We start from the raw sequence: 21716 nt of genomic DNA on the forward strand, positions 1-21716 counted from the left end.
GCCACTTCTCCGAGGATTGCCGATGGATTACTTACCCATTTTCTGCCAACTGCAACACAAAGCCTGCCTGCTGGTCGGCGGCGGGGAAGTCGCTGAACGTAAGGCTCGCCTGCTGCTGGACGCCGGTGCGCAGTTAACCGTCAACTCGCTCGAATTCAGTGAGCAATTCCTGATCTGGGCCGAACAGGGCCAGGTGACTCTGGTAGAAAGTGAGTTTTCTGCCGACTTGCTGGCAGAAAAATGGTTAGTGATTGCCGCCACCGATCGGGTGGAAGTCAACGCCCTGGTCTATCAGTGCGCCAACCAACGGCAGGTGTTCTGCAACGTGGTGGACGACCCCAAACGCGCCAGCTTTATCATGCCTTCGATTATCGATCGTTCGCCGATTATGGTGGCCGTTTCTTCCGGGGGCAAAGCCCCGGTGCTGGCACGTCTGCTACGGGAAAAACTGGAAGCCATTCTGCCGCAGCACCTGGGTCAACTGGCTCAGTTGGCGGGTTCATTGCGCCAGCGGGTGAAGCAGGAGTTTGGCAGCATTGGCGCTCGTCGCCGCTTCTGGGAAAGATTGTTCGTACACGACAGGCTGGCGCAGTCCCTGGCCAACGGCGATACCCCGCAGGCCAACCAGCAGGTTGAAAAGCTGTTCGCCGATCGGCCTGAAGAACAGGGCGAAGTGGTGCTGGTAGGCGCAGGCCCCGGCGATGCTGGCCTGCTGACGCTGAAAGGTCTGCAGCAGATCCAACAGGCTGACGTTGTCGTTTACGATCGCCTGGTCTCTGAAGAAATTATGGCCCTGGTGCGCCGCGATGCCGAGCGTATCTTTGTAGGCAAGCGTGCCGGATACCATTGCGTACCTCAGGAACGCATCAATCAGATCCTGGTGGAGCAGGCCAGACGAGGCCTGCGTGTCGTCCGGCTAAAAGGGGGCGACCCCTTCATCTTTGGCCGGGGTGGCGAAGAACTGGAAACGCTGGCCGAAGCGAATATTCCCTTCTCGGTAGTACCGGGGATCACTGCGGCTTCGGGTTGTTCGGCTTACAGCGGCATCCCCCTCACCCACCGCGATCACGCGCAAAGCGTGCGTTTGGTGACGGGCCACGCCAAGGCCGACGGCGGATTAGACTGGGCACAGCTTGCCGCCAAACAGCAGACGCTGGTGTTCTATATGGGGCTAACTCAGGCGGCAGAAATCCAGCAGCAGCTGATCGCTCACGGTATGGCTGCCTCAATGCCCGTAGCTCTGGTCGAAAACGGCACCTCAACTCGCCAACGTGTGATAGAAGGCGAGCTGGCGCAACTGGGTGAGCTAGCCAAACAGGCTGCCAGCCCAAGCCTGATTATCGTTGGCAGCGTCGTCAGCCTGCGCAGCAAGCTGAACTGGAATGCCTGCCGGGAAACACCAGCAGATTTGAGCAAAATAGCATAAAAAAAGCGACCCTTTGGCCGCTTCAGATAGGTAGTAATGTTGCTAAGTTTGTCGTTACCAAACAGGTTCGATCCCAGGGGGGCCGCATGCGGCGCCCCTACTGGCTGAGGCTCTGTCTACATCCATTAAGGATGCGGTACAAAACCTACGGCTTCATATACCTTCGCCAAGGTTTCCTGCGCACGAGCACGGGCTTTCGCCGCACCATCACGCATCACCTGCTGTAACAGCGCCTCATCGTTGCGGAAACGGTGATAACGCTCTTGTAGCTCGACCAACATACCAGACACGGCCTCTGCTACGGCGCCCTTCAGGTGACCATACATCTGGCCCTCAAATTCGGCTTCCAGTTGGGCAATGCTCTTGCCGGTCACGCCGGAAAGGATATCCAGCAGGTTGGACACCCCCGCTTTATTGGCAACGTCGTAACGAATGACCGGCGGATCCTGGGAATCGGTCATCGCACGTTTGATCTTCTTGGTCACCGCCTTCGGATCTTCCAGCAGGCCGATCACGTTGTTACGGTTATCGTCAGACTTGGACATCTTCTTGGTCGGCTCTTGCAGCGACATCACGCGCGCGCCAGATTTCGGAATAAACGGCTCCGGCACCTTGAACACGTCGCCATACAGCGCGTTGAAGCGCTGGCCAACGTCACGGCTCAGTTCCAGATGCTGCTTCTGGTCTTCACCGACCGGCACCTGATTGGTCTGGTACAGCAGAATGTCTGCCGCCATCAGCACCGGATAACTGAACAGACCGGCGTTGATGTTTTCCGCATAGCGCGACGACTTGTCTTTGAACTGGGTCATGCGGCTCAGTTCACCGAAATAGGTGTAGCAGTTCAGCACCCAGCTCAGTTGCGTATGTTCCGGCACATGGGACTGCACGAAGATGGTACTTTTCTCTGGATCGATACCACAGGCCAGGTACAGCGCCAGCGTATCCAGGGTGGCTTTACGCAGCTGTTGTGCATCCTGACGCACGGTGATGGCATGCAGATCGACGATGCAGTAGATGCAATCAAACTCGTCCTGCAGCTGCACCCACTGGCGCAGCGCCCCCATGTAGTTGCCGATAGTCAGTTCACCGGACGGCTGCGCGCCGCTGAAAACGATGGGCTTACTCATAGTTAAATTTCCCGATCTTCTAAAGATGACAGCCCAAGTGCGGGCAACAAATCGGCGAAGCGCTCCAACACGCGGTCGGGATGGCTCAGGGCGATCGCTTCACCGTAGTTATATCCGTAAGTCAGGCCGACGCTCGGGCAACCTGCCGCCTGCGCCGCCTGAATATCATTGCGCGAATCTCCGACGAACAGTACTTCACCGGCCCGCAGGCCAAGTTTGCCGAATACCAGATACAGCGGGGCAGGATGTGGCTTTTTCTCCACCACGTCGTCACCGCCGATGATCAGCGAGAAAAAGTCGATAATGCCGAGCGACGTCAGCAAAGGGGCCACAAAGGGCGTCGGCTTGTTGGTGACCAGCGCTAGCGGGTAGCCAAGCTCGGCCAACTGGGCCAGCGTCTCTATTACCTGTGGAAACAGGCGGCTGCCGCTTTCTACGGTTTGCCCATAGAAATGGTCGAAACGTTGACGCATTTGCAGGCACAGCTCTGGCGTGGCTTCCACCTCTGCCCAGCGCAGCGCACGCTGGACCAGCACATCGGCACCGTTACCAATCCAGGTGCCAACACGGGCCTCGCCGGCCTGCGGCAGACCCATTTCCGCCAACGCCATATCGATGGCCGCCGCCAAACCCGGCGCACTGTCTACCAGCGTGCCGTCGAGATCGAAGGCCAGACCACGGATAGCGCTAAAATCAGCCATGACTCACCTTGGCCAGCTCGCTGCGCATTTGATCAATCACCGCGCGGTAATCCGGCTTGCCAAAGATGGCCGAGCCTGCCACGAACATGTCCGCGCCCGCCGCTGCGATCTCGGCAATATTGTCTACCTTCACGCCACCGTCTACTTCCAGGCGAATGTCGCGGCCGCTTTCGTCGATCAGTTTGCGAACCTGACGCAGCTTGTCTAACGTACCGTGGATAAAGGATTGACCACCAAAACCAGGGTTGACCGACATCAGCAGGATCACGTCGATCTTGTCCATCACATAATCGAGATAGCTCAACGGTGTCGCTGGGTTAAACACCAGGCCCGCCTTGCAGCCGTTCTCTTTGATCAGTTGGATGGTACGGTCGACGTGTTCAGAAGCTTCGGGATGGAAAGAGATGTAGGTTGCCCCTGCCTTGGCAAAGTCCGGCACGATGCGATCGACCGGTTTTACCATCAGATGGACGTCAATCGGTGCGGTAATGCCGTAATTGCGCAAGGCTTCGCACACCATTGGCCCGATCGTCAGATTAGGCACGTAGTGGTTATCCATCACGTCAAAATGCACCACGTCGGCACCGGCGGCCAACACTTTGGCAGTATCTTCACCCAGGCGGGCAAAATCTGCAGACAGAATGGACGGGGCAATCAAAAACTTTTTCATCCGCTTCTCCAAACGTAGGGGTCGAGTTATTCCGCTTTTTTATACAGCGCCAGAAGTTCGTTCACTTTACTGCGGCCTAAAATATTGCGGCTGATGGTGCGACGAGCCTTCACCACATGCAGCGAAGCATGCTGATACCAGTCACGCGTCAGCTCGGTGTCATGGTTGGAAATCAACACCGGCACCTGGCTTTCAACCGACAGCTGATGCGCAATGCGCGCCAGCCCTTGCTGATCGGCCAGGCTAAAGCTGTTGGTGTGATAAGCGGTAAAATTCGCCGTTGCCGACAGAGGAGCATAAGGCGGATCGCAATAGACCACCGCACCTTGGGTCGCCTTCACCATGGTATCGTGATAATGCTCGCAGACAAAAGTAGCATTGCGTGATTTTTCAGCAAACCAATACAGCTCTTCTTCCGGGAAGTAAGGTTTCTTGTAACGCCCAAAAGGCACATTGAACTCACCACGCAGGTTATAGCGGCACAGGCCGTTATAGCAGTGGCGGTTCAGATACAGGAACAGCAGCGCGCGCCGATACTCATCGGCAGTGGTGTTGAACTCTTCGCGCAGCAGGTAGAACTGCTCTGAGTTATTGAATTCGTCGGTGAAAAGCAAGCGGGCATCGCGCACGAAATCACTCGTGCGCAGCTTAACGATGTTATACAGGCTGATAAGGTCGCTGTTGATATCGGCGAGAATATAAGCCTCGTACTCTGTGTTCAGGAAGACTGAACCCGCGCCCACGAAGGGCTCGATTAAGCAGTTACCCTCTGGTAAATGACGACGGATCTCGTCTATCAGCGGGTATTTTCCACCAGCCCATTTTAAAAAAGCGCGGTTTTTCTTCATGCCGTCAGTTAGCTACTTATTACAATTCAGAGCGGCGGATATGTACTCTGCTTCAGACAGCACATCAGCGCACAAAATTAATGATTATTTTTTCAGGTCTTGCTGTACTTGCTGTACAGGGCGGACCCATGGTTTTTTCGCCTGAACTTCCGCCGGCAGTGTGGCGATAGCACGCTTGGCCTCCGCCGAAGAAGCGTAGTTGCCGCTCACTAACACATACCAGGGTTTACCATCACGCTTGGTCTCGTACACCATAAAGTGTGGCAAATTCTGTTGCTTGGCAAAGGCATTCAACGTATCGGAGCGTGAGGCACTGCTCAACTGCAGCGTGTAATGGCTACCCGGTGCGGTTTTCAGTGAGCTTCCGCTGCCGCTCACCACACCACTCTTGCCTTTGGCCGGTGGGGTGTAAACCGTGGTGGTAGTCGCAGAAGGTTTGACCGATGCTGTCGGCTTGGTGGCTGCTGGCTTGGAGGTAGGCGTTTTATGCGGCTGCGTCGCAGCGGTAGCATTGTTATTCGCCGCCGGACGCGCGGTAGCACCGTTCATCACGGTCGCCGGAGCGGTTGGCAAAGCGGAAGCTGGGGCATTAATATTTTGCGCGGCAGCTGCGTCAACCTGACCTTGCTGTGATGACAAGGCATCGGCCATGTTACCAGGCAGATCGACACGCTCACCAGCACCGCCCTGTGGTACTACAGGTTGTGCTTCGGTCGGCGTGCTGGAGATAGGTGGGACGCTAACAGTTTGAGGCTGAGAGGTGCTGACACCATTGTTATCGTTGGTATCCGTAGTGCCGCCCGCAACACCGTTGTTGCTGGTGGTCAGCGACGATGAGCCCGACAGATTGATGTCGCGGGTTGCCCCTTGTTGCGCAACCTCATGCTTGGTGGGGGCCTTCAGCGCCGAACCGATACCGATGATCAGCAACAGCAGCACCAAAATGCCAATCCCAATCATCATATGCTGGCGTGAAACGGCAAAACGCGGCCCAGTTGCGGCTGGCCGACGTGAACGCGAAGGACGGCGATCGCTGGTATCAGGCCTGAGATCGTCTTCTGGTTTAAATTCATCCATCTGAAACCCTCCAACTAGAGGCAAAATCTCGCCACCCAGGTGGTTCGAGACTATTAACCCGATGACGGCAAAGCGATATCTGTCTCGCCTTACGCACAATTTTTATAGAGTCTAACAGCAGCCAAGCTACTGTTATAGCCCGCAAGCTCAAGCGCTGTCGACCTGCGTCAAATTACGCCATCCATGGAATTGCCCGGCGGGCAAGGTACAGCCCGGATAGCAGCAGAGCAACGGCTGCATATCGACCTGGCGAAACATTAACGTTATTGAGTGTAACCGACTTACGCGCGCTGTGTTGGTAAACAGTCAGCGATGGATGCCAGCACCAGCTCATGGGCGACACCGCCACGAACTTCTGCTTCACCAATGCCCTTCGGCAATACCAAACGCAACGCCCCCGCCAACACTTTTTTATCACGCAGCATGTGTGGCAGATAGGCCTCAGGCGTCATTTCCTGCGGCCCGCAAACCGGCAACCCGGCGCGCAGCAGCAGCGCCTTGATCCGTTCAATATCGTCAGCCGAGAACTGGCCCAGGCGACGTGCTGTTTGCGCAGCCATCACCATGCCAGCCGCCACGGCTTCACCGTGCAGCCAGACACCGTAGCCCATTTCGGCTTCGATGGCATGGCCGTAGGTATGGCCCAGATTGAGCAACGCCCGCAGACCGTTTTCACGTTCATCGGCAGCCACCACTTCGGCCTTCAATTCGCAACAGCGGCGGATGCAGTACGCTAACGCGTCCATATCCAGCGCAACCAGCGCATCAATATTATTTTCCAGCCAGACGAAAAAATCACCATCGAGAATAATCCCGTATTTGATCACTTCCGCCAGACCAGAGGAGAGTTCACGCGCCGGTAAAGTACGCAGGCAGTCCAAATCTACCACCACCGAAGCCGGTTGGTAGAAGGCGCCGATCATATTTTTACCGAGCGGATGATTGACGGCGGTTTTGCCGCCAACGGAGGAATCCACCTGCGAGAGCAGCGTGGTAGGAACCTGGATAAAACGCACACCGCGTTGATAGCACGCGCTAGCAAAGCCGGTCAGATCGCCAATCACGCCGCCGCCGAGGGCAACTAACGTGGTATCGCGACCGTGGGGCTTTTCCAGCAGCGCCGAGAACACCTGCTCGAGTACGGCCAGAGATTTATACTGTTCGCCATCAGGTAGAATCACCTGATCCACCACTACGCCGCCCTGTTCCAGCACCGACCGGATCCGCTCCAGATACAACGGTGCCAAAGTCTGGTTGGTGACCAGCATGACCTGTTCACCCGCCTTTAGCGGCATAAAAGAAGCCGGATCGTCAAACAATCCGGCGGCTATGGTAATCGGGTAGCTACGCTCCCCAAGCGTTACGGTAATTCTCTCCATGTCGCGCTCAGTTCTCGGTGTGGTTTATCCCCGCCAACGCGGGGAACACAATCAGAATTTCCGCATTTGCCCGCGGCCAACACGGAACCCGCTATCAGTTACTTTCCAGCATGTTGATAATCTGGTTGGCAACCACTTTAGCGCTTTGATCGTCGGTGCGGATAGTGACATCTGCAATTTCTTCGTACAACGGATTGCGCTCTCTAGCCAGCGCTTCCAGCACCTCACGCGGAGGAGAGTCTACCTGCAGCAGCGGACGCTTCTTGTCGCGCTGAGTACGGGCCAACTGCTTCTCGATAGTGGTTTCCAAATAGACCACGACACCACGCGCCGACAGGCGGTTACGCGTTTCACGCGACTTAACCGAGCCCCCGCCGGTAGCCAGCACAATCCCTTGCTTTTCCGTCAGTTCATTAATGACTTTTTCTTCACGATCGCGGAAACCTTCTTCCCCTTCCACGTCGAATACCCAGCCCACGTCAGCTCCGGTACGTCGCTCAATTTCTTGATCGGAGTCGAAAAACTCCATATTGAGTTGCTGAGCTAACTGACGGCCAATAGTGCTTTTGCCGGCACCCATAGGCCCAACCAGAAAGATATTGCGTTTCTCTGCCATGTTTTTCGGTATTACTAAGACAATTCGTTAATGATAACCCGCCCCGCCAATCAAATTAGCGGCGGGACCTAAACTGAAACCTCATGAGCGATAGTGCGAGATCAGACGAAAAATTATCTCAACACTCTTGGTAGTTTGGCAACCGAATAAATCACTATCCACGCCGCAGGAGGGAAACCATACGTTTTTAACGGCGTCTTATACCCTATGGATCCCAGGTTTCAGCCTGGAAGACGACGGGTACAGCATTAACAAAAAAACCTCGGTGCTCAATTCGGTAACCCTTGTAAGCTAAATCGGCCGCAGCGTCAAACTCAGATGCCTCTAAGGCACGAAAAAAAGTGCATTTGCTTGCCAACTTTTAAGCGTTTTCAACGGCTAGGATTTTGGACCAAGACCTCATGAACCGAGCATTGCAGCGAGATCTCCGCCTGGAGTTTATCTGAAAAAGTCACGGGATGTCGTGATTTGGCAGATTAACGGCAACTTTCGTCGGTTTCCCTCATTTGGACTTGGCGTCACCACCGTGCCAAACATCACGATCGAGACAATTTAGACTTTAACCAGTGTGGGCGTGATGAAAATCACCAACTCGCGCCTTTTATGCTGTTGGTTGCTATGTTTGAACAGCGATCCCAGCAAGGGGATATTGCCCACGCCAGGGACTTTATCGGCCGTTTGGTTGCGCTGACGCTGAAAAATGCCCCCTAAGACGATGGTTTCACCATCTTTCACCGTCACCTGGGTTTTAATCTCCTGCTTGTCGATCGCCAGCGCCTCTCCTTCGCCCTGTTTGATCGAACGCCCGGGCATATTCTGGCTGATCTGTAACGTCAGGGTGATGCGGCCATTGGGTAAAATCTTCGGCGTGACTTCCATGCCCAGCACCGCGTCCTTGAACTCGATCGAGGTGGCACCGCTGGAACCGCTCGACACCTCGTAGGGGATTTCCGTGCCCTGCTTAATGCTGGCGGTTTGCAGATGTGCGGTAAGCAGGCGCGGGCTGGCGATAATCTCCACCTGATTTTCCTGCTCCAGCGCCGACAGCTCCAGATCCAGAATGCGCCCGCTGATGCGTGCCAGGTGGAAACCGGCCGTTATGGCGCTGTTCTCTACCGGCAGACCAACGCTGAAATTGTCTATCCGCAGCTTTTTGGCTGGCCTTTCTTCTGCCGCCAGGCCCCACCTTACGCCAAGCTCCCGCAAATTCTCGCTGCTGATGGTGACAATATGGGCAGCCAGTTGCACCTGTTCCAGCGGGGTATCCATCTCTGCCACCCAGGTTTTCAACTGGGCCAGCGCCTGAGCGGTGTCACGCAGCAGCAACGCGTTGGTGCGTCTATCCACCACGACGCTGCCACGCTCGGTCAATAATTTGCCACGTTGGCTATCCAGGCTCTGCGCTATCTCGCTGGCCTCCGCGTTTTGCAGCGTGATCGTCAGGTTGTGCAGCGACTCCTGCTGCGCCAACTCCCGCTGCCGACGAAGCAGCTCCTGTTCATCCGGCAGTGGGAAAACCATCATCACATTGCCCTCCAACGTCATCGTCAGCTTGCCCATGCGTAATACCACGGCCAACGCCTGCTGCCAGGGAACATTGTCCAACCGCAGCGTCAGATTGGTATCGACCCCCTCGGCAGCGACCAGGTTCAGATCTTGATACTCCGCCAGCGCCTTTAAAATCAGGCTGACCGGAGTATCATGGAACACCAGTGACACCGGCTTTTCCTGCTGCACACCCGCCATCACCGCCAAAGGGAGAGCCAGCCACCCCACCAAAAGCCACTGATATCCTTTCATCACTTTTCCTTACGGTTTTTTCCCAACGTGAGCACCACACTACCCGTGCGTGGCCGACATGCTTCGGCCCTATCCTGCGCAACGAGTTCAAGCTGCCGGGGCTGGATCTGCATCACTTGCCAATCCCCATCCAGCACCCGCTGCTGGGGCAATAACCCCAACCACTGCCCCTGCGGGGTGACCACCCAGCCATAGCGCAAATCCGGCGTGCCAATAATCCCTTTCAGCCGCCAATCCTCCGGTGAAACGGTAGGATCGGCGCAGACCGCCGTTAGCGGTGGCTGGAACGGATCGCGATACTGTTCAGCCCACAGCGGGGCCGAGAGCAACAGCCAAAACCACCACGCCTTATTCATCCACCGCCTCTTCTGAGCTAATCAGAGTCAGTTGAGTGGTTAACCCTTCGGGCTGCCTCTCGATCTTCATTTGCCCAATCCTGCGGGTGGAGGGCAGCGCCTCCAGCAAGCGCAGCAAGCCCTCGAAATCTAGCTGTAACCTTATCTTTTGTTGGGCTGGTTTCTCCTGCTGCTGGAAACGTAGCAGCCGCCCCCCAAGCTGATAGAGCTGAGTACCCAAATCCCCCGGCTCATCAGGCACGATCAACACCTGATGCCCCAACCGCTGCTCAAGCTCTGCTAACGGCGGTAGCTGGCTAAGTTGCTGCTGACGCTCTGCAATCTGGTGTACCAACTGCTGACGCTGCTCATCCAGCCTTTCCCACCGTTGCCATTCCCCCGAGATCAGCCCACTGCAGGCCAACAGCCCAACCCCGGCTAATACCAGCCATTGAGCCGCCAGCAGTTGCCAGCCAGACCTGGCGAGCCAGGGGATCAACCAGTCTGGCAGGGGCTTATCCATCCTGCCCCCAGCGTGCCGTTAGAGTGAACGCCAACCCTCCCTCCTTGCGCTGTGTGACTTCAACCAGGCGACAACCCTGCAACAAAGGTAGCGCGGCCAACCGCCGTTCAAAGGTGACGATCTCCGCATAGGCCCCACCTTGCCCCCACAATGAGATCCCCTTGGGGTTCTCTTCAAACCCCGTGAGCCACAAAGTGTCCGGCAGCGTTACCGAGAGCTGCTGCAATAGCGACAGGTAACGCAGGTTGTGCGCTCGATTATGCTGGTAACGGGTGCTTTCTGCGGCCAAACGGGCCAGTTCGGCCATCTTTTGCTGAGTCTGCTGAATACGCTCTGCCAGCTCAGTGTGTTGCTGCGTTAAGTCCTGCAATATCAAATGTTGACTGGCCTGTTGGAAGAACAGCAAAAAGTAGGCTGCCGTGAGCATAGCCAGCATCAGCAGCAATTGAGCAACGAAGCAGCGTAACCAGAAGATGTAGCGCTGCCGCTGCCGTCTGAGGCGCCAGGGCAACAGATTGACCTGATACATCAGGCATCCTCGCGGCGCAGAGCCAACCCGCCAGCCAGAACAAACGCCATTGGCTGAGCGGGCAGCGGCGGGTATAAGCGGCTGAAAGCCGTGAACGGTGACCAAGGCATGGCACCTTCTGGCGCGGCCTCGTCCAGCACGCTGCTGTAATACACCTCTTTAGCCCCCATGGCTGGGCAAGCTGAACGCAGGGCTGCCAACGCTTGCTTGACGCCGACGGCTTCCCCCGCAGGCAAGACGCCATAAGCAAAGGACATCGCTCGCGGTGCTACCCATAACCATTCCGATTCCAGGCGATGCAGCAGCCCGGCATCAGGAGCCAAGCCGGCAAAGGCGGCCATCATACTTAGCGCATTGGGGGCGATATCGATCACCTGGGGATGCAGATCCGCCTGTTGCAGGCAATGCAGCCATTGTTGCAGCTCCTGCTGGCGGGCCGCGGTGAGCAGCAACTGATGGGTATTGGGCTGCGCTTGGCGGTAATCCAATGCTAACGTCTGGCTGTCTAACGGGAACTGTTTCAGCCCCTGGGTAGTGATGTAGTCATGACGAACCGGCTCCTGCAAGCGCAGATCCGGCAGGGGTAACGTCTGCTGTAAAACCCGCTGTGCGGGTAAAGCAATACGTAAGGAAATATGTCTTGGTAACCGGCTACGCCACTGCTTGAGGACCGCCACCAGCATCGCAGAACTCTCTAAATGCCCGGCCCGCAGCGCCGAATACGGCAATGCCTGTTGCCACCAGTGGCGCAATTGCCAACCGTTACGCCGACGCTGCGCAGCCAGCGCTCTGATGCTGTGATCCTGGATATCCAACCCCACCTGCCACGTTTGAGAAAACATATTTCACCCCACCTCCGTACCCTCAGATAACAAAAGAACATATCCATGTTGCAGGCTTGCCTTTATACTACCGCGCGGTTGTTTATAAACTGCCCAATTGACATGAAATGGGAAATCTCAGGTGAAGTTCGTAAAGTATCTTTTAATCCTTGCAGTGTTTTGCATCGTGCTGGGAGCAGCCTCGATTTTTGGCTTGTACAAATATGTCGAGCCACAGCTGCCCGATGTCGCAACGCTGAAAGACGTGCGGCTACAAATCCCGATGCAGGTTTACAGCGCGGAGGGCGAACTGATCGCCCAATATGGTGAAAAACGCCGTATTCCTCTCAAGCTGGACCAAATCCCACCGGTGATGGTGCATGCCTTCATCGCCACAGAGGACAGCCGTTTCTATGATCATCACGGGGTCGATCCCGTTGGTATCTTCCGTGCCGCCTCGGTCGCGCTGGTTTCCGGCCATGCTTCGCAGGGGGCCAGTACCATCACCCAGCAGTTGGCCAGAAACTTCTTCCTGAGCCCGGAACGCACTTTGATGCGCAAAATCAAGGAAGCCTTCCTGGCGATCCGCATTGAACAGATGCTGACCAAGGATGAAATTCTTGAACTGTATCTGAACAAAATCTATCTGGGTTACCGCGCTTATGGCGTGGGTGCTGCCGCGCACGTCTATTTTGGTAAGGATGTCAGCCAACTGACGCTGAGCGAAATGGCCACCATTGCCGGATTACCCAAGGCACCTTCTACCTTTAACCCGTTGTACTCCCACGATCGCTCCGTAGCGCGTCGTAACGTGGTGCTATCGCGAATGCTGGATGAGCGCTACATCACACAGGCGCAGTACGATCAGGCCCGCAGTGAACCTTTGGTAGCCAATTACCATGCGCCGGAAATCAGCTTCTCTGCCCCTTATCTTTCAGAGCTGGTGCGTCAGGAGATGATCAAGCGTTACGGTGAAAACGCCTATACCGACGGTTACAAGGTCTACACCACCATCACCAAGCGGCTGCAACAAGGTGCGCAGGAGGCGGTACGTAACAACATCCTCAACTACGACATGCGCCACGGCTATCGCGGCCCGTCAAACGTGCTGTGGAAAGTGGGTGAGCCTGCCTGGGATCAGAAACAGATTGTCGATTCACTGAAGAACCTGCCGAACTACGGCCCGCTGTCTCCTGCGGTGATCCTGCAGGCGGATGCCGAACAGGCTACCGCCATGCTGGCCGATGGCAGCCGCATTGCGCTCCCCATGTCTGGCATGCGTTGGGCACGTGCGTTCAAGAGCGATACGCTGCAAGGCCCTACGCCGAAGCGCGTCACCGACGTGGTGCAGCCCGGCCAACAGATCTGGGTGCGTAAAGTTAACGACAACTGGTGGCTGTCACAGGTGCCGGACGTGAACTCGGCGCTGGTGTCGCTCGATCCTAATACTGGCGCTATCAAGGCGTTGGTCGGCGGCTTCGATTTCAACCAGAGCAAGTTCAACCGCGCAACCCAGGCGCTGCGCCAGGTGGGGTCCAACATCAAACCGTTCCTGTATACCGCGGCGATGGATAAGGGCCTGACGCTGGCCACCATCCTCAACGATCTGCCGATCACCCGTTGGGATGCCGGTGCCGGTACCGACTGGCGGCCGAAAAACTCGCCACCTACTTACGACGGTCCTATCCGACTACGCCAAGGCCTAGGCCAATCGAAAAACGTGGTGATGGTGCGGGCAATGCGCGCCATGGGCGTGGACTATGCCGCTGAATATCTGCAACGCTTTGGTTTCCCTGCGCAAAACATCGTGCATTCGGAATCGCTGGCGCTGGGTTCAGCTTCGTTCACCCCGCTACAGGTGGCTCGCGGCTATGCCGTGTTGGCCAACGGTGGCTATCTGGTTGACCCGTACTTCATCACCAAGATCGAAGACGATACGGGTAACGCGGTATTCGAAGCCAAACCGAAAGTGGTCTGCGATAGCTGCAACCTGCCGGTGATCTACGGCGATACGCATCGTTCAGCCATGCTTTCCGATGATAACGTCGAGAACGTGGCGGTATCGCAGGAAGGCAACAATGCCAACGTCCCGATGCCACAGCTTGAGCAGGTAACCCCGGCCCAGATGCAGCAAGATAACGACCAGCAGTATGCACCACATGTGATCAGCACCCCGCTGTCGTTCCTGATCCGTGATGCATTGAACACCAATATCTTCGGTGAACCGGGCTGGATGGGTACCGGCTGGCGCGCAGGCCGCGATCTTAAACGCCATGATATCGGCGGCAAAACCGGTACCACCAACAGTTCGAAAGATGCCTGGTTCTCCGGCTACGGCCCAGAAACAGTGACATCGGTGTGGATCGGTTTCGACGATCACCGCCGCAATCTTGGCCGTGCCTCCGCTTCGGGTGCCATCCCGGATCAGATTTCCGGTGGTGAAGGTGGAGCGAAGAGTGCTCAACCGGCTTGGGATGATTTTATGAAGGTGGCGCTGGAAGGCCTGCCAGAGCAGAAAGTCACTCCACCGCCGGGGATTGTCAGCGTGACCATCGACAAGAGCACTGGCAAACTGTCCAACGGGGGCGGAGGTAGCCGTTCCGAGTACTTTATCGAAGGCACTCAACCCACGGAGTTCTCGGTACATGATGCCGGAACCACCCTGACAGACCCTGGTGGCGAAAGTCACGAGCTGTTCTAAAAACGACAATGGCCAGAGCAATCTGGCCATTTTTTTATCTTAACCGGCGGGCGCCGTATGTTGTGAGCCCAGGCGGATTTGTCAGCAGATGAATCGATGGAGGGTTAGCGTGAACCGCGCAGGAATGCCTCTGCCAGGAACAATGCGCTGACATTGCGCGCCTCACGAAAGTCCGGTTCCGCCAGCAGTGCCATCATGTTGGCTATCGGCCAACGTACCTGGGGTAACGGCTCTGGCTCGTCCCCCTCCAGGCTTTGCGCATAGAGGTCGTGTGCCAGCACGATATTCATCTGGCTGGAAAAATAGGAAGGTGCCATCGTCAGTTTGCTGAGGAAATCAAAGCGCCCGGCCCCAAAGCCGACTTCTTCCATCAGTTCGCGGTTAGCGGCTTCCAACACCCCTTCGCCAGGATCGATCAGCCCTTTGGGGAAGCCCAGCTCATAGGATTCGGTGCCCACCGCATATTCACGGATCAGCAGCAAATCATCCCCTATCACCGGCACAATCATCACCGCTTCGCGTTCCGAAGGGCGCATACGCTCATAGACCCGCCGCACACCGTTACTGAACTCCAGATCGACCGACTCCACGTTAAATAAACGCGAGCGCGCGACCGTTTCTACTTTCAGAATTTTAGGTTTTTGCAGCTGTTTATCCATGATTGCCTCAAATAGGTTAACCGCATAATACACTGAATACTCAGTACTCTCAGGCAGGTAACCAGGATAATAATATGCGCGTTGTGGCAGACAGCAAAAGGGTCAACCACTGGCTAAACTCGATCTTGATCACATTGTGCGTTAATGGGAACCATTTCCGCAACGAGCTTAGCCTGTAATTTACTTTTTTTTAACAAACCTGACCAGCAGCTATCCCGGTGGATAAAAAAACAGGTAGGCAAATAGGATAATCCTGATATCCGGACACCATGAGGATTGCTATGCTCGTGCAGGTTAAAAAATCGTACGGTAAATGCCTAACGATAGCCACGAATGAGAGCCGGATAACAACTAAACGGTGGGTCATTCTATCTCTGGGCGGTTAACTCCGTATAATGTCTGGCTTTGCGTAAGATTGGCGGTTTCATGGGTGTAGGACGAGAATAGCATGAGCACAATAGCGTTGATATTGGCCTTAGCGCTAGCCTGCCTGATCGCTGCTGGCCTCTACTTGTGGTTTAAATTCCGCCCCCAGCCAGCCTTGGCTGGTATCCAGCCGTTCGTCAAACCTAACCACCGCAAACTGACCGCGCCAGAGCGGGCAGCTATCGAGAATTACCTCAACCAACAAAACCGCCTGGGCAACAAACTGCTGTCAGGTTCCGCTTCCCTGCCTTCTGCCAGGCTGGCGTTGACCGCACAGAGCGACAACGTTTACCCGATCACCCATGCCATTACCCGCTATGGTCTGGCAAGCGATGAACCCAACAACTGGCGCTACTATCTCGACTCGGAAGAGATCCATCTTCCTCCGTTTTGGGAGCAGTACATCAGCGCCGATAACCATGTCGAAGTGATCAAGACCCAGACTCTACCGCTGGTGATCTCACTCAACGGCCATTCGCTGCTGGATCATATTTACGACAGCCCACCTTCGCCGGTAGTGACTACAACCCCGACAAGGAACGCCTCCATCCGCAAAGAAGAGAGCGAACATATTGAGTTGGTGAACATTCGCAAGGAAACCCGCGAGGAACATGAGCTTAACCGGCCGAACGGCGTCAAGGAAGCGGCCCTCATCTCTGCTGCCCTACTGCTGCTGTTCCTTAGCCTGATCAGTCCGGTGGTAGTGATCCCCTGGATCATTCTGGTAGCGGTGCTGATGATCGTCTGGAGCTGCTGGCATCTGTTGCGCCGCCCGAGCGAAAAAGAGCTGAAAGAGGTGCACTGTCTGCGCGGCACGCCAAAGCGCTGGGGGTTATTCGGTGAGTCCAATCAGGGGCAAATCAGTAATATCTCTTTTGGCATTATCGATTTGATCTACCCCCCGCACTGGTTGCCTTACCTGAATGCAGACCTGGGTAAAACCACCAATGTGGATATCTACCTCAACCGGCAGGTGGTACGTCAAGGGCACTATCTTTCCCTGCATGACGAAGTGAAAAACTTCCCCTTGCAGCATTGGGGCAAGAACGCCGTATTAGCGGCCAGTTCGCTCGTGGTGCTGTTGTTACTGTTAATCTACATTCCACTCAGCCTACCCGCTAAATTGAGCACCGCGTGGTTACAGGGCACACAGAAAACGGAAGTCACCAGCGTTCAGGCGCTGGAGGCCATTCCACTGCATATCGGCGATAGGCTGAAAATTCAGGGCAACGGCATGTGCTACGTTCCTTCGGGCAACAACAGCGCCACTGCGCCAAGCTTTATGCCTTTCGATTGTTCTGGGATCTACTGGAATACGGCGACCCCGCTGCCACAGCCCGAATCGGAAGTGATCGATAAAGCGGCTGCGCTGATGGCCACCATCAACCGGCAACTGCACCCAAGCGGTGCCGAGCAGAAAGTGAACCCACAGTTGGCCAGCGCCATTGAAAAGTCAGGCATGATCCTGTTGGATGACTTTGCGGATATCGTATTGAAAACGCAGGACCTGTGTGGCACGGAGGCCGACTGTGTGCGCTTGAAGAATGCGCTGGTCAATCTGGGTAACGTCAAGAACTGGGCCAACCTGGTGAAACGGGCCAAATCCGGGGCGCTGGAAGGCGTTAACGTCCTGCTGCGTCCGGTCAGTGCTGAATCGCTGGAAAACCTGAGTAACGCGGCTACCTCTGCCTTCGTGGTGCGGGAAACCCGTCAGGCAGCTGCGGCCCTCAACAGCCCACCACCGGGCGGTTTTTTGATTACCAGTGACGAAGGCAAGCAGTTGGTGGATTATCCCTTGCCCACACAGCCGCTGAACGAATACAACTCACTCGACCAATGGAAAGAACTACAGCGTCTTAGCAGCATGTTGCTACATACGCCGTTCCGGGCAAACGGGGTGATCACCAATATCTTTGTCGATGCCAACGGCACTCGGCATATCGCCCTGCATAGTGAACCGGATATCGTGACCCTGTGGCGCTATCTTGGCACCAGCCTGCTGTTGCTGGTGTTGGTCGTCGTGCTGGGTTACAACTCCTGGCGGTTGGTACAACGCAGGCGCAAAAACCAACATCGCCTCGCCGATATCCAGCGCTATTACGACAGTTGCTTCAACCCGCAGCTCACCCCGATGTCCATACGCCCGATGGCGTAGCCTCCAACCTGCCATCCGCCTATACTAGGCTGTATGTTTTTTATCATCCGCGGGATACCGCTATCCCGCCTATGGAGTTGGTACATGGTTCCTGAGTTTGACTGGCACGATATTGATACCGTACTGCTGGATATGGACGGCACCCTGCTGGATCTTGAATTCGACAGCCATTTTTGGCTAACGCTGGTACCGCAGGCGTTGAGTGAGCAACGAGACATTCCCTTCGACGACGCCAGCAAAATCATTCACCAGGAATACCTGGCCGTGCAACACACCATGAACTGGTATTGCTTTGATTACTGGAGCGAACGCCTAGGGCTGAATATCTACCAAATGACCAGCGAAGTCGGTAACCGCGCTCGGCTGCGTGAAGATACCCAACCATTTTTGCAGGCGTTACGCGATGCCGGGCAGCGCACCATCCTGCTCACCAACGCGCATCCACACAGTCTGGCGGTGAAGGTTGAGCACACCGGTTTGGATCGACACCTTGATTTATTACTTTCCACCCACACATTTGGTTATCCAAAGGAAGATCAGCGTCTGTGGCAGGCAGTTCAGCAACTAACCGGCTTTGACCCGCAGCGCACGCTGTTTGTGGATGATGGTGAACCGATCCTGGATGCCGCAAGCAAGTTTGGTATCCGCTACTGCCTAGGCGTGCAGAACCCGGATTCCAGCATGGCGAGTAAAACTTTCCAGCGTTATCCGTCAATGAGCGACTACCGCCAGTTGATACCGGCCTTGGAACGGAGGGAGCAATGAAAGCCAAAGCAACACCGGATGAGGCCGTCCGCCTGGATAAATGGCTGTGGGCCGCCCGATTTTACAAAACCCGCGCACTGGCCCGTGACATGATCGACGGCGGCAAGGTGCACTACAACGGGCAGCGCGGCAAGCCGAGTAAAGCCGTTGAAATCAATGCCGAAATCAAGCTGCGTCAGGGCAACGACGAACGCACTGTCATCGTGCTGGCCATCAATAGCCAACGGCGTGGAGCCGACGAGGCGCAGCTGATGTATCAGGAAACCGAGGCCAGCATTGCCAATCGCGAGAAAGTGGCGCTGGCACGCAAGATGAATGCGCTGACCATGCCGCATCCGGATCGTCGTCCGGACAAGAAAGAGCGGCGCGATTTGATTAAATTTAAATTTGGCGAGCAGGAATAATCCCTCGCCTCAATGAGAGAAAACTATGTCCAACCATGACCAATTACACCGTTACCTGTTCGAAAACTACGCGGTGCGCGGTGAGCTGGTTACCGTCAGCGAAACCTATCAGCACATCCTGACCAACCATGATTATCCGGCACCGGTACAAAAACTGCTGGGCGAGTTGCTGGTAGCCACCAGCCTGCTGACCGCCACGCTGAAGTTCGACGGTGACATTACCGTTCAGGTGCAAGGCGACGGCCCGCTGAAACTGGCAGTGATCAACGGCAATAATCGCCAGGAGATGCGTGGTGTAGCCCGTGTCGAAGGCGAGATTGTGGCCGACAGCACCCTGCACCAGATGCTGGGTAACGGCATTATGGTGATCACCATCAGCCCGTCTGAAGGTGAACGCTATCAGGGCGTGGTGGGTCTGGAAGGTGAAACGCTGGCCCAGTGTCTGGAAGGGTATTTCCGCCAGTCCGAACAGTTGCCAACGCGCCTGTTTATCCGTACCGGTGAAGCTGAAGGCAAACCTGCGGCTGCCGGTATGCTGCTGCAGGTACTGCCAGCTCAGGATGGCAATGCCGATGATTTCGACCATCTGGTGCAGCTGACCGCCACCATCAAGGATCACGAGCTGTTCACCCTGCCGGCCAACGAAGTGCTGTATCGCCTCTATCATCAGGAAGAGGTTACGCTGTACGAACCTCAGGACGTGATCTTCCGCTGTACCTGTTCACGCCAGCGCTGTGCCGATGCCTTGATCACGCTGCCAGCGGAAGAAGTGGCCGATATGCTGGAACAGGATGGCAACATCGATATGCACTGTGATTACTGTGGTAATCATTATGTATTCGATGCGTTAGACATCGCCGCCCTCCACAACGGCAATGCCGACAGCAACACCCAACTGCATTAAGCAACACCGCGGTGTGACGTGCGTCGAGTTGTGACGCACGTCAGCCCTCGCCGTTTGCACGCTTGCTTTATTCCGTGGTCTACATCTCATAACGTAACTAAAAAACGTTTAATACGTTAAATATTTGATACCTATCGCGGTTACATCGCCATGGATCCCTACAATTGTCGCCAGAAATTCTGTGATCAAGGAGTAGTGACATGCGTGTTAATGGTATAACCCACCAGGATCTTGCCGCTTATGGAATTCATAACGTTGGTGAAATCGTTCACAATCCGAGTTATGAATTACTGTTTAAGGAAGAAACGGACCCTTCACTGCAAGGGTTTGAGCGTGGTGTAGTAACCAATCTGGGTGCCGTTGCCGTCGATACCGGCATCTTCACCGGCCGTTCGCCAAAAGATAAGTACATCGTCCGTGACGATATCACCCGGGACACCGTCTGGTGGGCCGATCAAGGTAAAGGCAAGAACGATAACAAACCTCTCAGCCCTGAAGTCTGGGCAGATCTGAAAAAATTGGTCACCGAGCAGCTTTCCGGCAAGCGCCTGTTCGTGGTCGATACCTTCTGCGGTGCTAACGCAGACTCCCGCCTGAAAGTCCGCTTTATCACAGAAGTGGCCTGGCAAGCGCATTTCGTCAAAAACATGTTTATCCGCCCGAGCGATGAAGAACTGCAGGGCTTTGAGCCTGATTTCGTGGTGATGAACGGCGCCAAGTGCACCAACCCGAACTGGCAGCAGCAGGGAATGAACTCGGAAAACTTCGTGGCATTCAACCTGACCGAGCGTATGCAGCTGATCGGCGGCACCTGGTACGGCGGCGAAATGAAAAAGGGTATGTTCTCCATCATGAACTACCTGCTACCGCTTAAAGGCATTGCCTCCATGCACTGCTCGGCCAACGTGGGCGAGAAAGGCGACGTGGCGGTGTTCTTCGGCCTGTCCGGCACCGGTAAAACCACCCTGTCCACCGATCCGAAACGCCAACTGATTGGCGATGACGAACACGGCTGGGATGACGATGGCGTCTTCAACTTCGAAGGCGGCTGCTACGCCAAGACCATCAAGTTGTCGGAAGAAGCCGAGCCAGATATCTATCACGCCATCAAGCGTGATGCGCTGCTGGAAAACGTCACCGTATTGGCCGACGGCACCGTGGACTTCAACGACGGATCGAAAACCGAGAACACCCGCGTTTCCTATCCGATCTACCACATCCACAATATCGTCAAGCCGGTGTCCAAAGCAGGCCACGCTACCAAGGTGATCTTCCTGACTGCGGACGCCTTCGGCGTACTGCCACCGGTATCACGCCTGACGGCCAACCAGACCCAGTACCACTTCCTGTCCGGTTTCACCGCCAAACTGGCCGGTACCGAGCGCGGCGTTACCGAGCCAACGCCAACCTTCTCTGCCTGCTTTGGCGCGGCATTCCTGTCACTGCACCCAACCCAGTATGCAGAAGTGCTGGTCAAGCGCATGCAGGCAGCCGGAGCCCAGGCTTACCTGGTCAATACCGGCTGGAACGGCACCGGTAAGCGTATCTCGATCAAAGACACCCGCGGCATTATCGACGCCATCCTCAACGGTGAAATCGATAAGGCAGAAACCATCACGCTGCCAATCTTCGATCTGTCGATGCCTACCGCCCTGCCAGGCGTTGATCCGGCCATCCTCGACCCACGTGCCACCTATGCCAACATAGAACAGTGGGAAGAGAAGGCGCACGATCTGGCGAACCGCTTTATCACCAACTTCGACAAATACACCGATACCCCGGCAGGCGCTGCACTGGTCAGCTCGGGTCCGAAACTGTAATAGCGTTGATTACCTCCTAAGCCAAGG

General features: G+C 55.7%; 20 protein-coding genes. 7 read left to right on the top strand and 13 right to left on the bottom strand.

The window, feature by feature from the left end; translation table 11 throughout:
• The first annotated feature begins 22 nt into the window (after positions 1-22).
• Positions 23-1426, top strand: coding sequence for a siroheme synthase CysG (gene cysG / locus KGP16_RS24750; RefSeq protein WP_223500496.1), 1404 nt, complete (start codon positions 23-25; stop codon positions 1424-1426).
• 125 nt (positions 1427-1551) lie between these two features.
• Here cysG and trpS read toward each other — a convergent pair whose 3' ends face one another.
• The 12 genes from trpS to pilM form a co-directional block, all read right to left on the bottom strand.
• On the bottom strand, positions 1552-2556 hold the full coding sequence (trpS, locus tag KGP16_RS24755) for a tryptophan--tRNA ligase (RefSeq protein WP_021181695.1): 1005 nt from the start codon (positions 2554-2556) through the stop codon (positions 1552-1554).
• Between the two features lie 2 nt (positions 2557-2558).
• Entirely contained in the window at positions 2559-3257 is a 699-nt protein-coding gene (locus KGP16_RS24760) for a phosphoglycolate phosphatase (RefSeq protein ID WP_223500497.1), read from the bottom strand.
• Positions 3250-3927, bottom strand: a complete 678-nt coding sequence (gene rpe / locus KGP16_RS24765) for a ribulose-phosphate 3-epimerase (protein ID WP_024482734.1) — start codon at positions 3925-3927, stop codon at positions 3250-3252. The genes KGP16_RS24760 and rpe overlap by 8 nt, the downstream gene beginning before the upstream one ends.
• Positions 3928-3953: 26 nt before the next feature.
• Positions 3954-4775 carry an adenine-specific DNA-methyltransferase gene (gene dam, locus KGP16_RS24770; protein WP_021807471.1) on the bottom strand — a complete coding sequence of 274 codons (822 nt, stop codon included), beginning with the start codon at positions 4773-4775 and terminating at the stop codon, positions 3954-3956.
• An 84-nt stretch (positions 4776-4859) separates the two neighbouring features.
• Positions 4860-5852 carry an SPOR domain-containing protein gene (locus KGP16_RS24775; RefSeq protein ID WP_223500498.1) on the bottom strand — a complete coding sequence of 331 codons (993 nt, stop codon included), beginning with the start codon at positions 5850-5852 and terminating at the stop codon, positions 4860-4862.
• 281 nt (positions 5853-6133) lie between these two features.
• The gene (gene aroB / locus KGP16_RS24780; protein ID WP_094981658.1) at positions 6134-7231 is read right to left on the bottom strand and encodes a 3-dehydroquinate synthase; all 1098 of its coding nucleotides are present in this window, start codon (positions 7229-7231) and stop codon (positions 6134-6136) included.
• Between the two features lie 94 nt (positions 7232-7325).
• Positions 7326-7847, bottom strand: a complete 522-nt coding sequence (gene aroK / locus KGP16_RS24785; RefSeq protein ID WP_005271698.1) for a shikimate kinase AroK — start codon at positions 7845-7847, stop codon at positions 7326-7328.
• Between the two features lie 552 nt (positions 7848-8399).
• Positions 8400-9647 carry a DNA uptake porin HofQ gene (hofQ, locus tag KGP16_RS24790; protein ID WP_223500499.1) on the bottom strand — a complete coding sequence of 416 codons (1248 nt, stop codon included), beginning with the start codon at positions 9645-9647 and terminating at the stop codon, positions 8400-8402.
• Positions 9647-10003, bottom strand: a complete 357-nt coding sequence (locus tag KGP16_RS24795) for a DNA utilization family protein (RefSeq protein ID WP_166733580.1) — start codon at positions 10001-10003, stop codon at positions 9647-9649. The genes hofQ and KGP16_RS24795 overlap by 1 nt, the downstream gene beginning before the upstream one ends.
• On the bottom strand, positions 9996-10505 hold the full coding sequence (locus KGP16_RS24800; protein ID WP_218520178.1) for a hypothetical protein: 510 nt from the start codon (positions 10503-10505) through the stop codon (positions 9996-9998). Before KGP16_RS24800 ends, KGP16_RS24795 begins: the two co-directional genes overlap by 8 nt.
• Positions 10498-11034 (bottom strand): PilN domain-containing protein, encoded by a 537-nt coding sequence (locus KGP16_RS24805; protein WP_094981662.1) that lies wholly within the window; start codon positions 11032-11034, stop codon positions 10498-10500. The genes KGP16_RS24800 and KGP16_RS24805 overlap by 8 nt, the downstream gene beginning before the upstream one ends.
• Positions 11034-11876, bottom strand: coding sequence for a type IV pilus biogenesis protein PilM (gene pilM, locus KGP16_RS24810; protein WP_021807464.1), 843 nt, complete (start codon positions 11874-11876; stop codon positions 11034-11036). The genes KGP16_RS24805 and pilM overlap by 1 nt, the downstream gene beginning before the upstream one ends.
• Positions 11877-11997: 121 nt before the next feature.
• Between pilM and mrcA the strand changes: the two genes are divergently transcribed.
• Positions 11998-14556 carry a peptidoglycan glycosyltransferase/peptidoglycan DD-transpeptidase MrcA gene (gene mrcA, locus KGP16_RS24815; RefSeq protein ID WP_059199458.1) on the top strand — a complete coding sequence of 853 codons (2559 nt, stop codon included), beginning with the start codon at positions 11998-12000 and terminating at the stop codon, positions 14554-14556.
• A gap of 104 nt (positions 14557-14660) precedes the next feature.
• Here mrcA and nudE read toward each other — a convergent pair whose 3' ends face one another.
• Positions 14661-15215 carry an ADP compounds hydrolase NudE gene (gene nudE / locus KGP16_RS24820; RefSeq protein WP_021807462.1) on the bottom strand — a complete coding sequence of 185 codons (555 nt, stop codon included), beginning with the start codon at positions 15213-15215 and terminating at the stop codon, positions 14661-14663.
• A gap of 448 nt (positions 15216-15663) precedes the next feature.
• Between nudE and KGP16_RS24825 the strand changes: the two genes are divergently transcribed.
• From KGP16_RS24825 to pckA, 5 genes are all read left to right on the top strand, one after another.
• Positions 15664-17796, top strand: a complete 2133-nt coding sequence (locus KGP16_RS24825) for an intracellular growth attenuator family protein (RefSeq protein ID WP_223500500.1) — start codon at positions 15664-15666, stop codon at positions 17794-17796.
• Between the two features lie 84 nt (positions 17797-17880).
• A complete protein-coding gene (gene yrfG, locus KGP16_RS24830; protein ID WP_218520175.1) occupies positions 17881-18561 on the top strand; it encodes a GMP/IMP nucleotidase in 681 nt (226 codons plus the stop codon).
• Positions 18558-18965: a ribosome-associated heat shock protein Hsp15 gene (gene hslR, locus KGP16_RS24835; RefSeq protein ID WP_021181711.1), complete on the top strand. Its 408-nt coding sequence runs from the start codon at positions 18558-18560 to the stop codon at positions 18963-18965. The genes yrfG and hslR overlap by 4 nt, the downstream gene beginning before the upstream one ends.
• Before the next feature lie 25 nt (positions 18966-18990).
• Positions 18991-19869, top strand: a complete 879-nt coding sequence (hslO, locus tag KGP16_RS24840) for an Hsp33 family molecular chaperone HslO (protein ID WP_021807459.1) — start codon at positions 18991-18993, stop codon at positions 19867-19869.
• A 200-nt stretch (positions 19870-20069) separates the two neighbouring features.
• Positions 20070-21689, top strand: a complete 1620-nt coding sequence (gene pckA / locus KGP16_RS24845; RefSeq protein ID WP_021807458.1) for a phosphoenolpyruvate carboxykinase (ATP) — start codon at positions 20070-20072, stop codon at positions 21687-21689.
• Positions 21690-21716: the final 27 nt, after the last annotated feature.

The organism is Serratia sp. JSRIV006 (assembly GCF_019968685.1).
Taxonomy (GTDB): domain Bacteria; phylum Pseudomonadota; class Gammaproteobacteria; order Enterobacterales; family Enterobacteriaceae; genus Chania; species Chania fonticola_B.

What these genes read in the sequence shown, in the direction of transcription:
- cysG (WP_223500496.1), top strand. Translation starts at nt 23, where the DNA reads ATGGATTACTTACCCATTTTCTGCCAACTGCAACACAAAGCCTGCCTG.
- trpS (WP_021181695.1), bottom strand. Translation starts at nt 2,556, where the DNA reads ATGAGTAAGCCCATCGTTTTCAGCGGCGCGCAGCCGTCCGGTGAACTG.
- KGP16_RS24760 (WP_223500497.1), bottom strand. Translation starts at nt 3,257, where the DNA reads ATGGCTGATTTTAGCGCTATCCGTGGTCTGGCCTTCGATCTCGACGGC.
- rpe (WP_024482734.1), bottom strand. Translation starts at nt 3,927, where the DNA reads ATGAAAAAGTTTTTGATTGCCCCGTCCATTCTGTCTGCAGATTTTGCC.
- dam (WP_021807471.1), bottom strand. Translation starts at nt 4,775, where the DNA reads ATGAAGAAAAACCGCGCTTTTTTAAAATGGGCTGGTGGAAAATACCCG.
- KGP16_RS24775 (WP_223500498.1), bottom strand. Translation starts at nt 5,852, where the DNA reads ATGGATGAATTTAAACCAGAAGACGATCTCAGGCCTGATACCAGCGAT.
- aroB (WP_094981658.1), bottom strand. Translation starts at nt 7,231, where the DNA reads ATGGAGAGAATTACCGTAACGCTTGGGGAGCGTAGCTACCCGATTACC.
- aroK (WP_005271698.1), bottom strand. Translation starts at nt 7,847, where the DNA reads ATGGCAGAGAAACGCAATATCTTTCTGGTTGGGCCTATGGGTGCCGGC.
- hofQ (WP_223500499.1), bottom strand. Translation starts at nt 9,647, where the DNA reads ATGAAAGGATATCAGTGGCTTTTGGTGGGGTGGCTGGCTCTCCCTTTG.
- KGP16_RS24795 (WP_166733580.1), bottom strand. Translation starts at nt 10,003, where the DNA reads ATGAATAAGGCGTGGTGGTTTTGGCTGTTGCTCTCGGCCCCGCTGTGG.
- KGP16_RS24800 (WP_218520178.1), bottom strand. Translation starts at nt 10,505, where the DNA reads ATGGATAAGCCCCTGCCAGACTGGTTGATCCCCTGGCTCGCCAGGTCT.
- KGP16_RS24805 (WP_094981662.1), bottom strand. Translation starts at nt 11,034, where the DNA reads ATGTATCAGGTCAATCTGTTGCCCTGGCGCCTCAGACGGCAGCGGCAG.
- pilM (WP_021807464.1), bottom strand. Translation starts at nt 11,876, where the DNA reads ATGTTTTCTCAAACGTGGCAGGTGGGGTTGGATATCCAGGATCACAGC.
- nudE (WP_021807462.1), bottom strand. Translation starts at nt 15,215, where the DNA reads ATGGATAAACAGCTGCAAAAACCTAAAATTCTGAAAGTAGAAACGGTC.
- KGP16_RS24825 (WP_223500500.1), top strand. Translation starts at nt 15,664, where the DNA reads ATGAGCACAATAGCGTTGATATTGGCCTTAGCGCTAGCCTGCCTGATC.
- yrfG (WP_218520175.1), top strand. Translation starts at nt 17,881, where the DNA reads ATGGTTCCTGAGTTTGACTGGCACGATATTGATACCGTACTGCTGGAT.
- hslR (WP_021181711.1), top strand. Translation starts at nt 18,558, where the DNA reads ATGAAAGCCAAAGCAACACCGGATGAGGCCGTCCGCCTGGATAAATGG.
- hslO (WP_021807459.1), top strand. Translation starts at nt 18,991, where the DNA reads ATGTCCAACCATGACCAATTACACCGTTACCTGTTCGAAAACTACGCG.
- pckA (WP_021807458.1), top strand. Translation starts at nt 20,070, where the DNA reads ATGCGTGTTAATGGTATAACCCACCAGGATCTTGCCGCTTATGGAATT.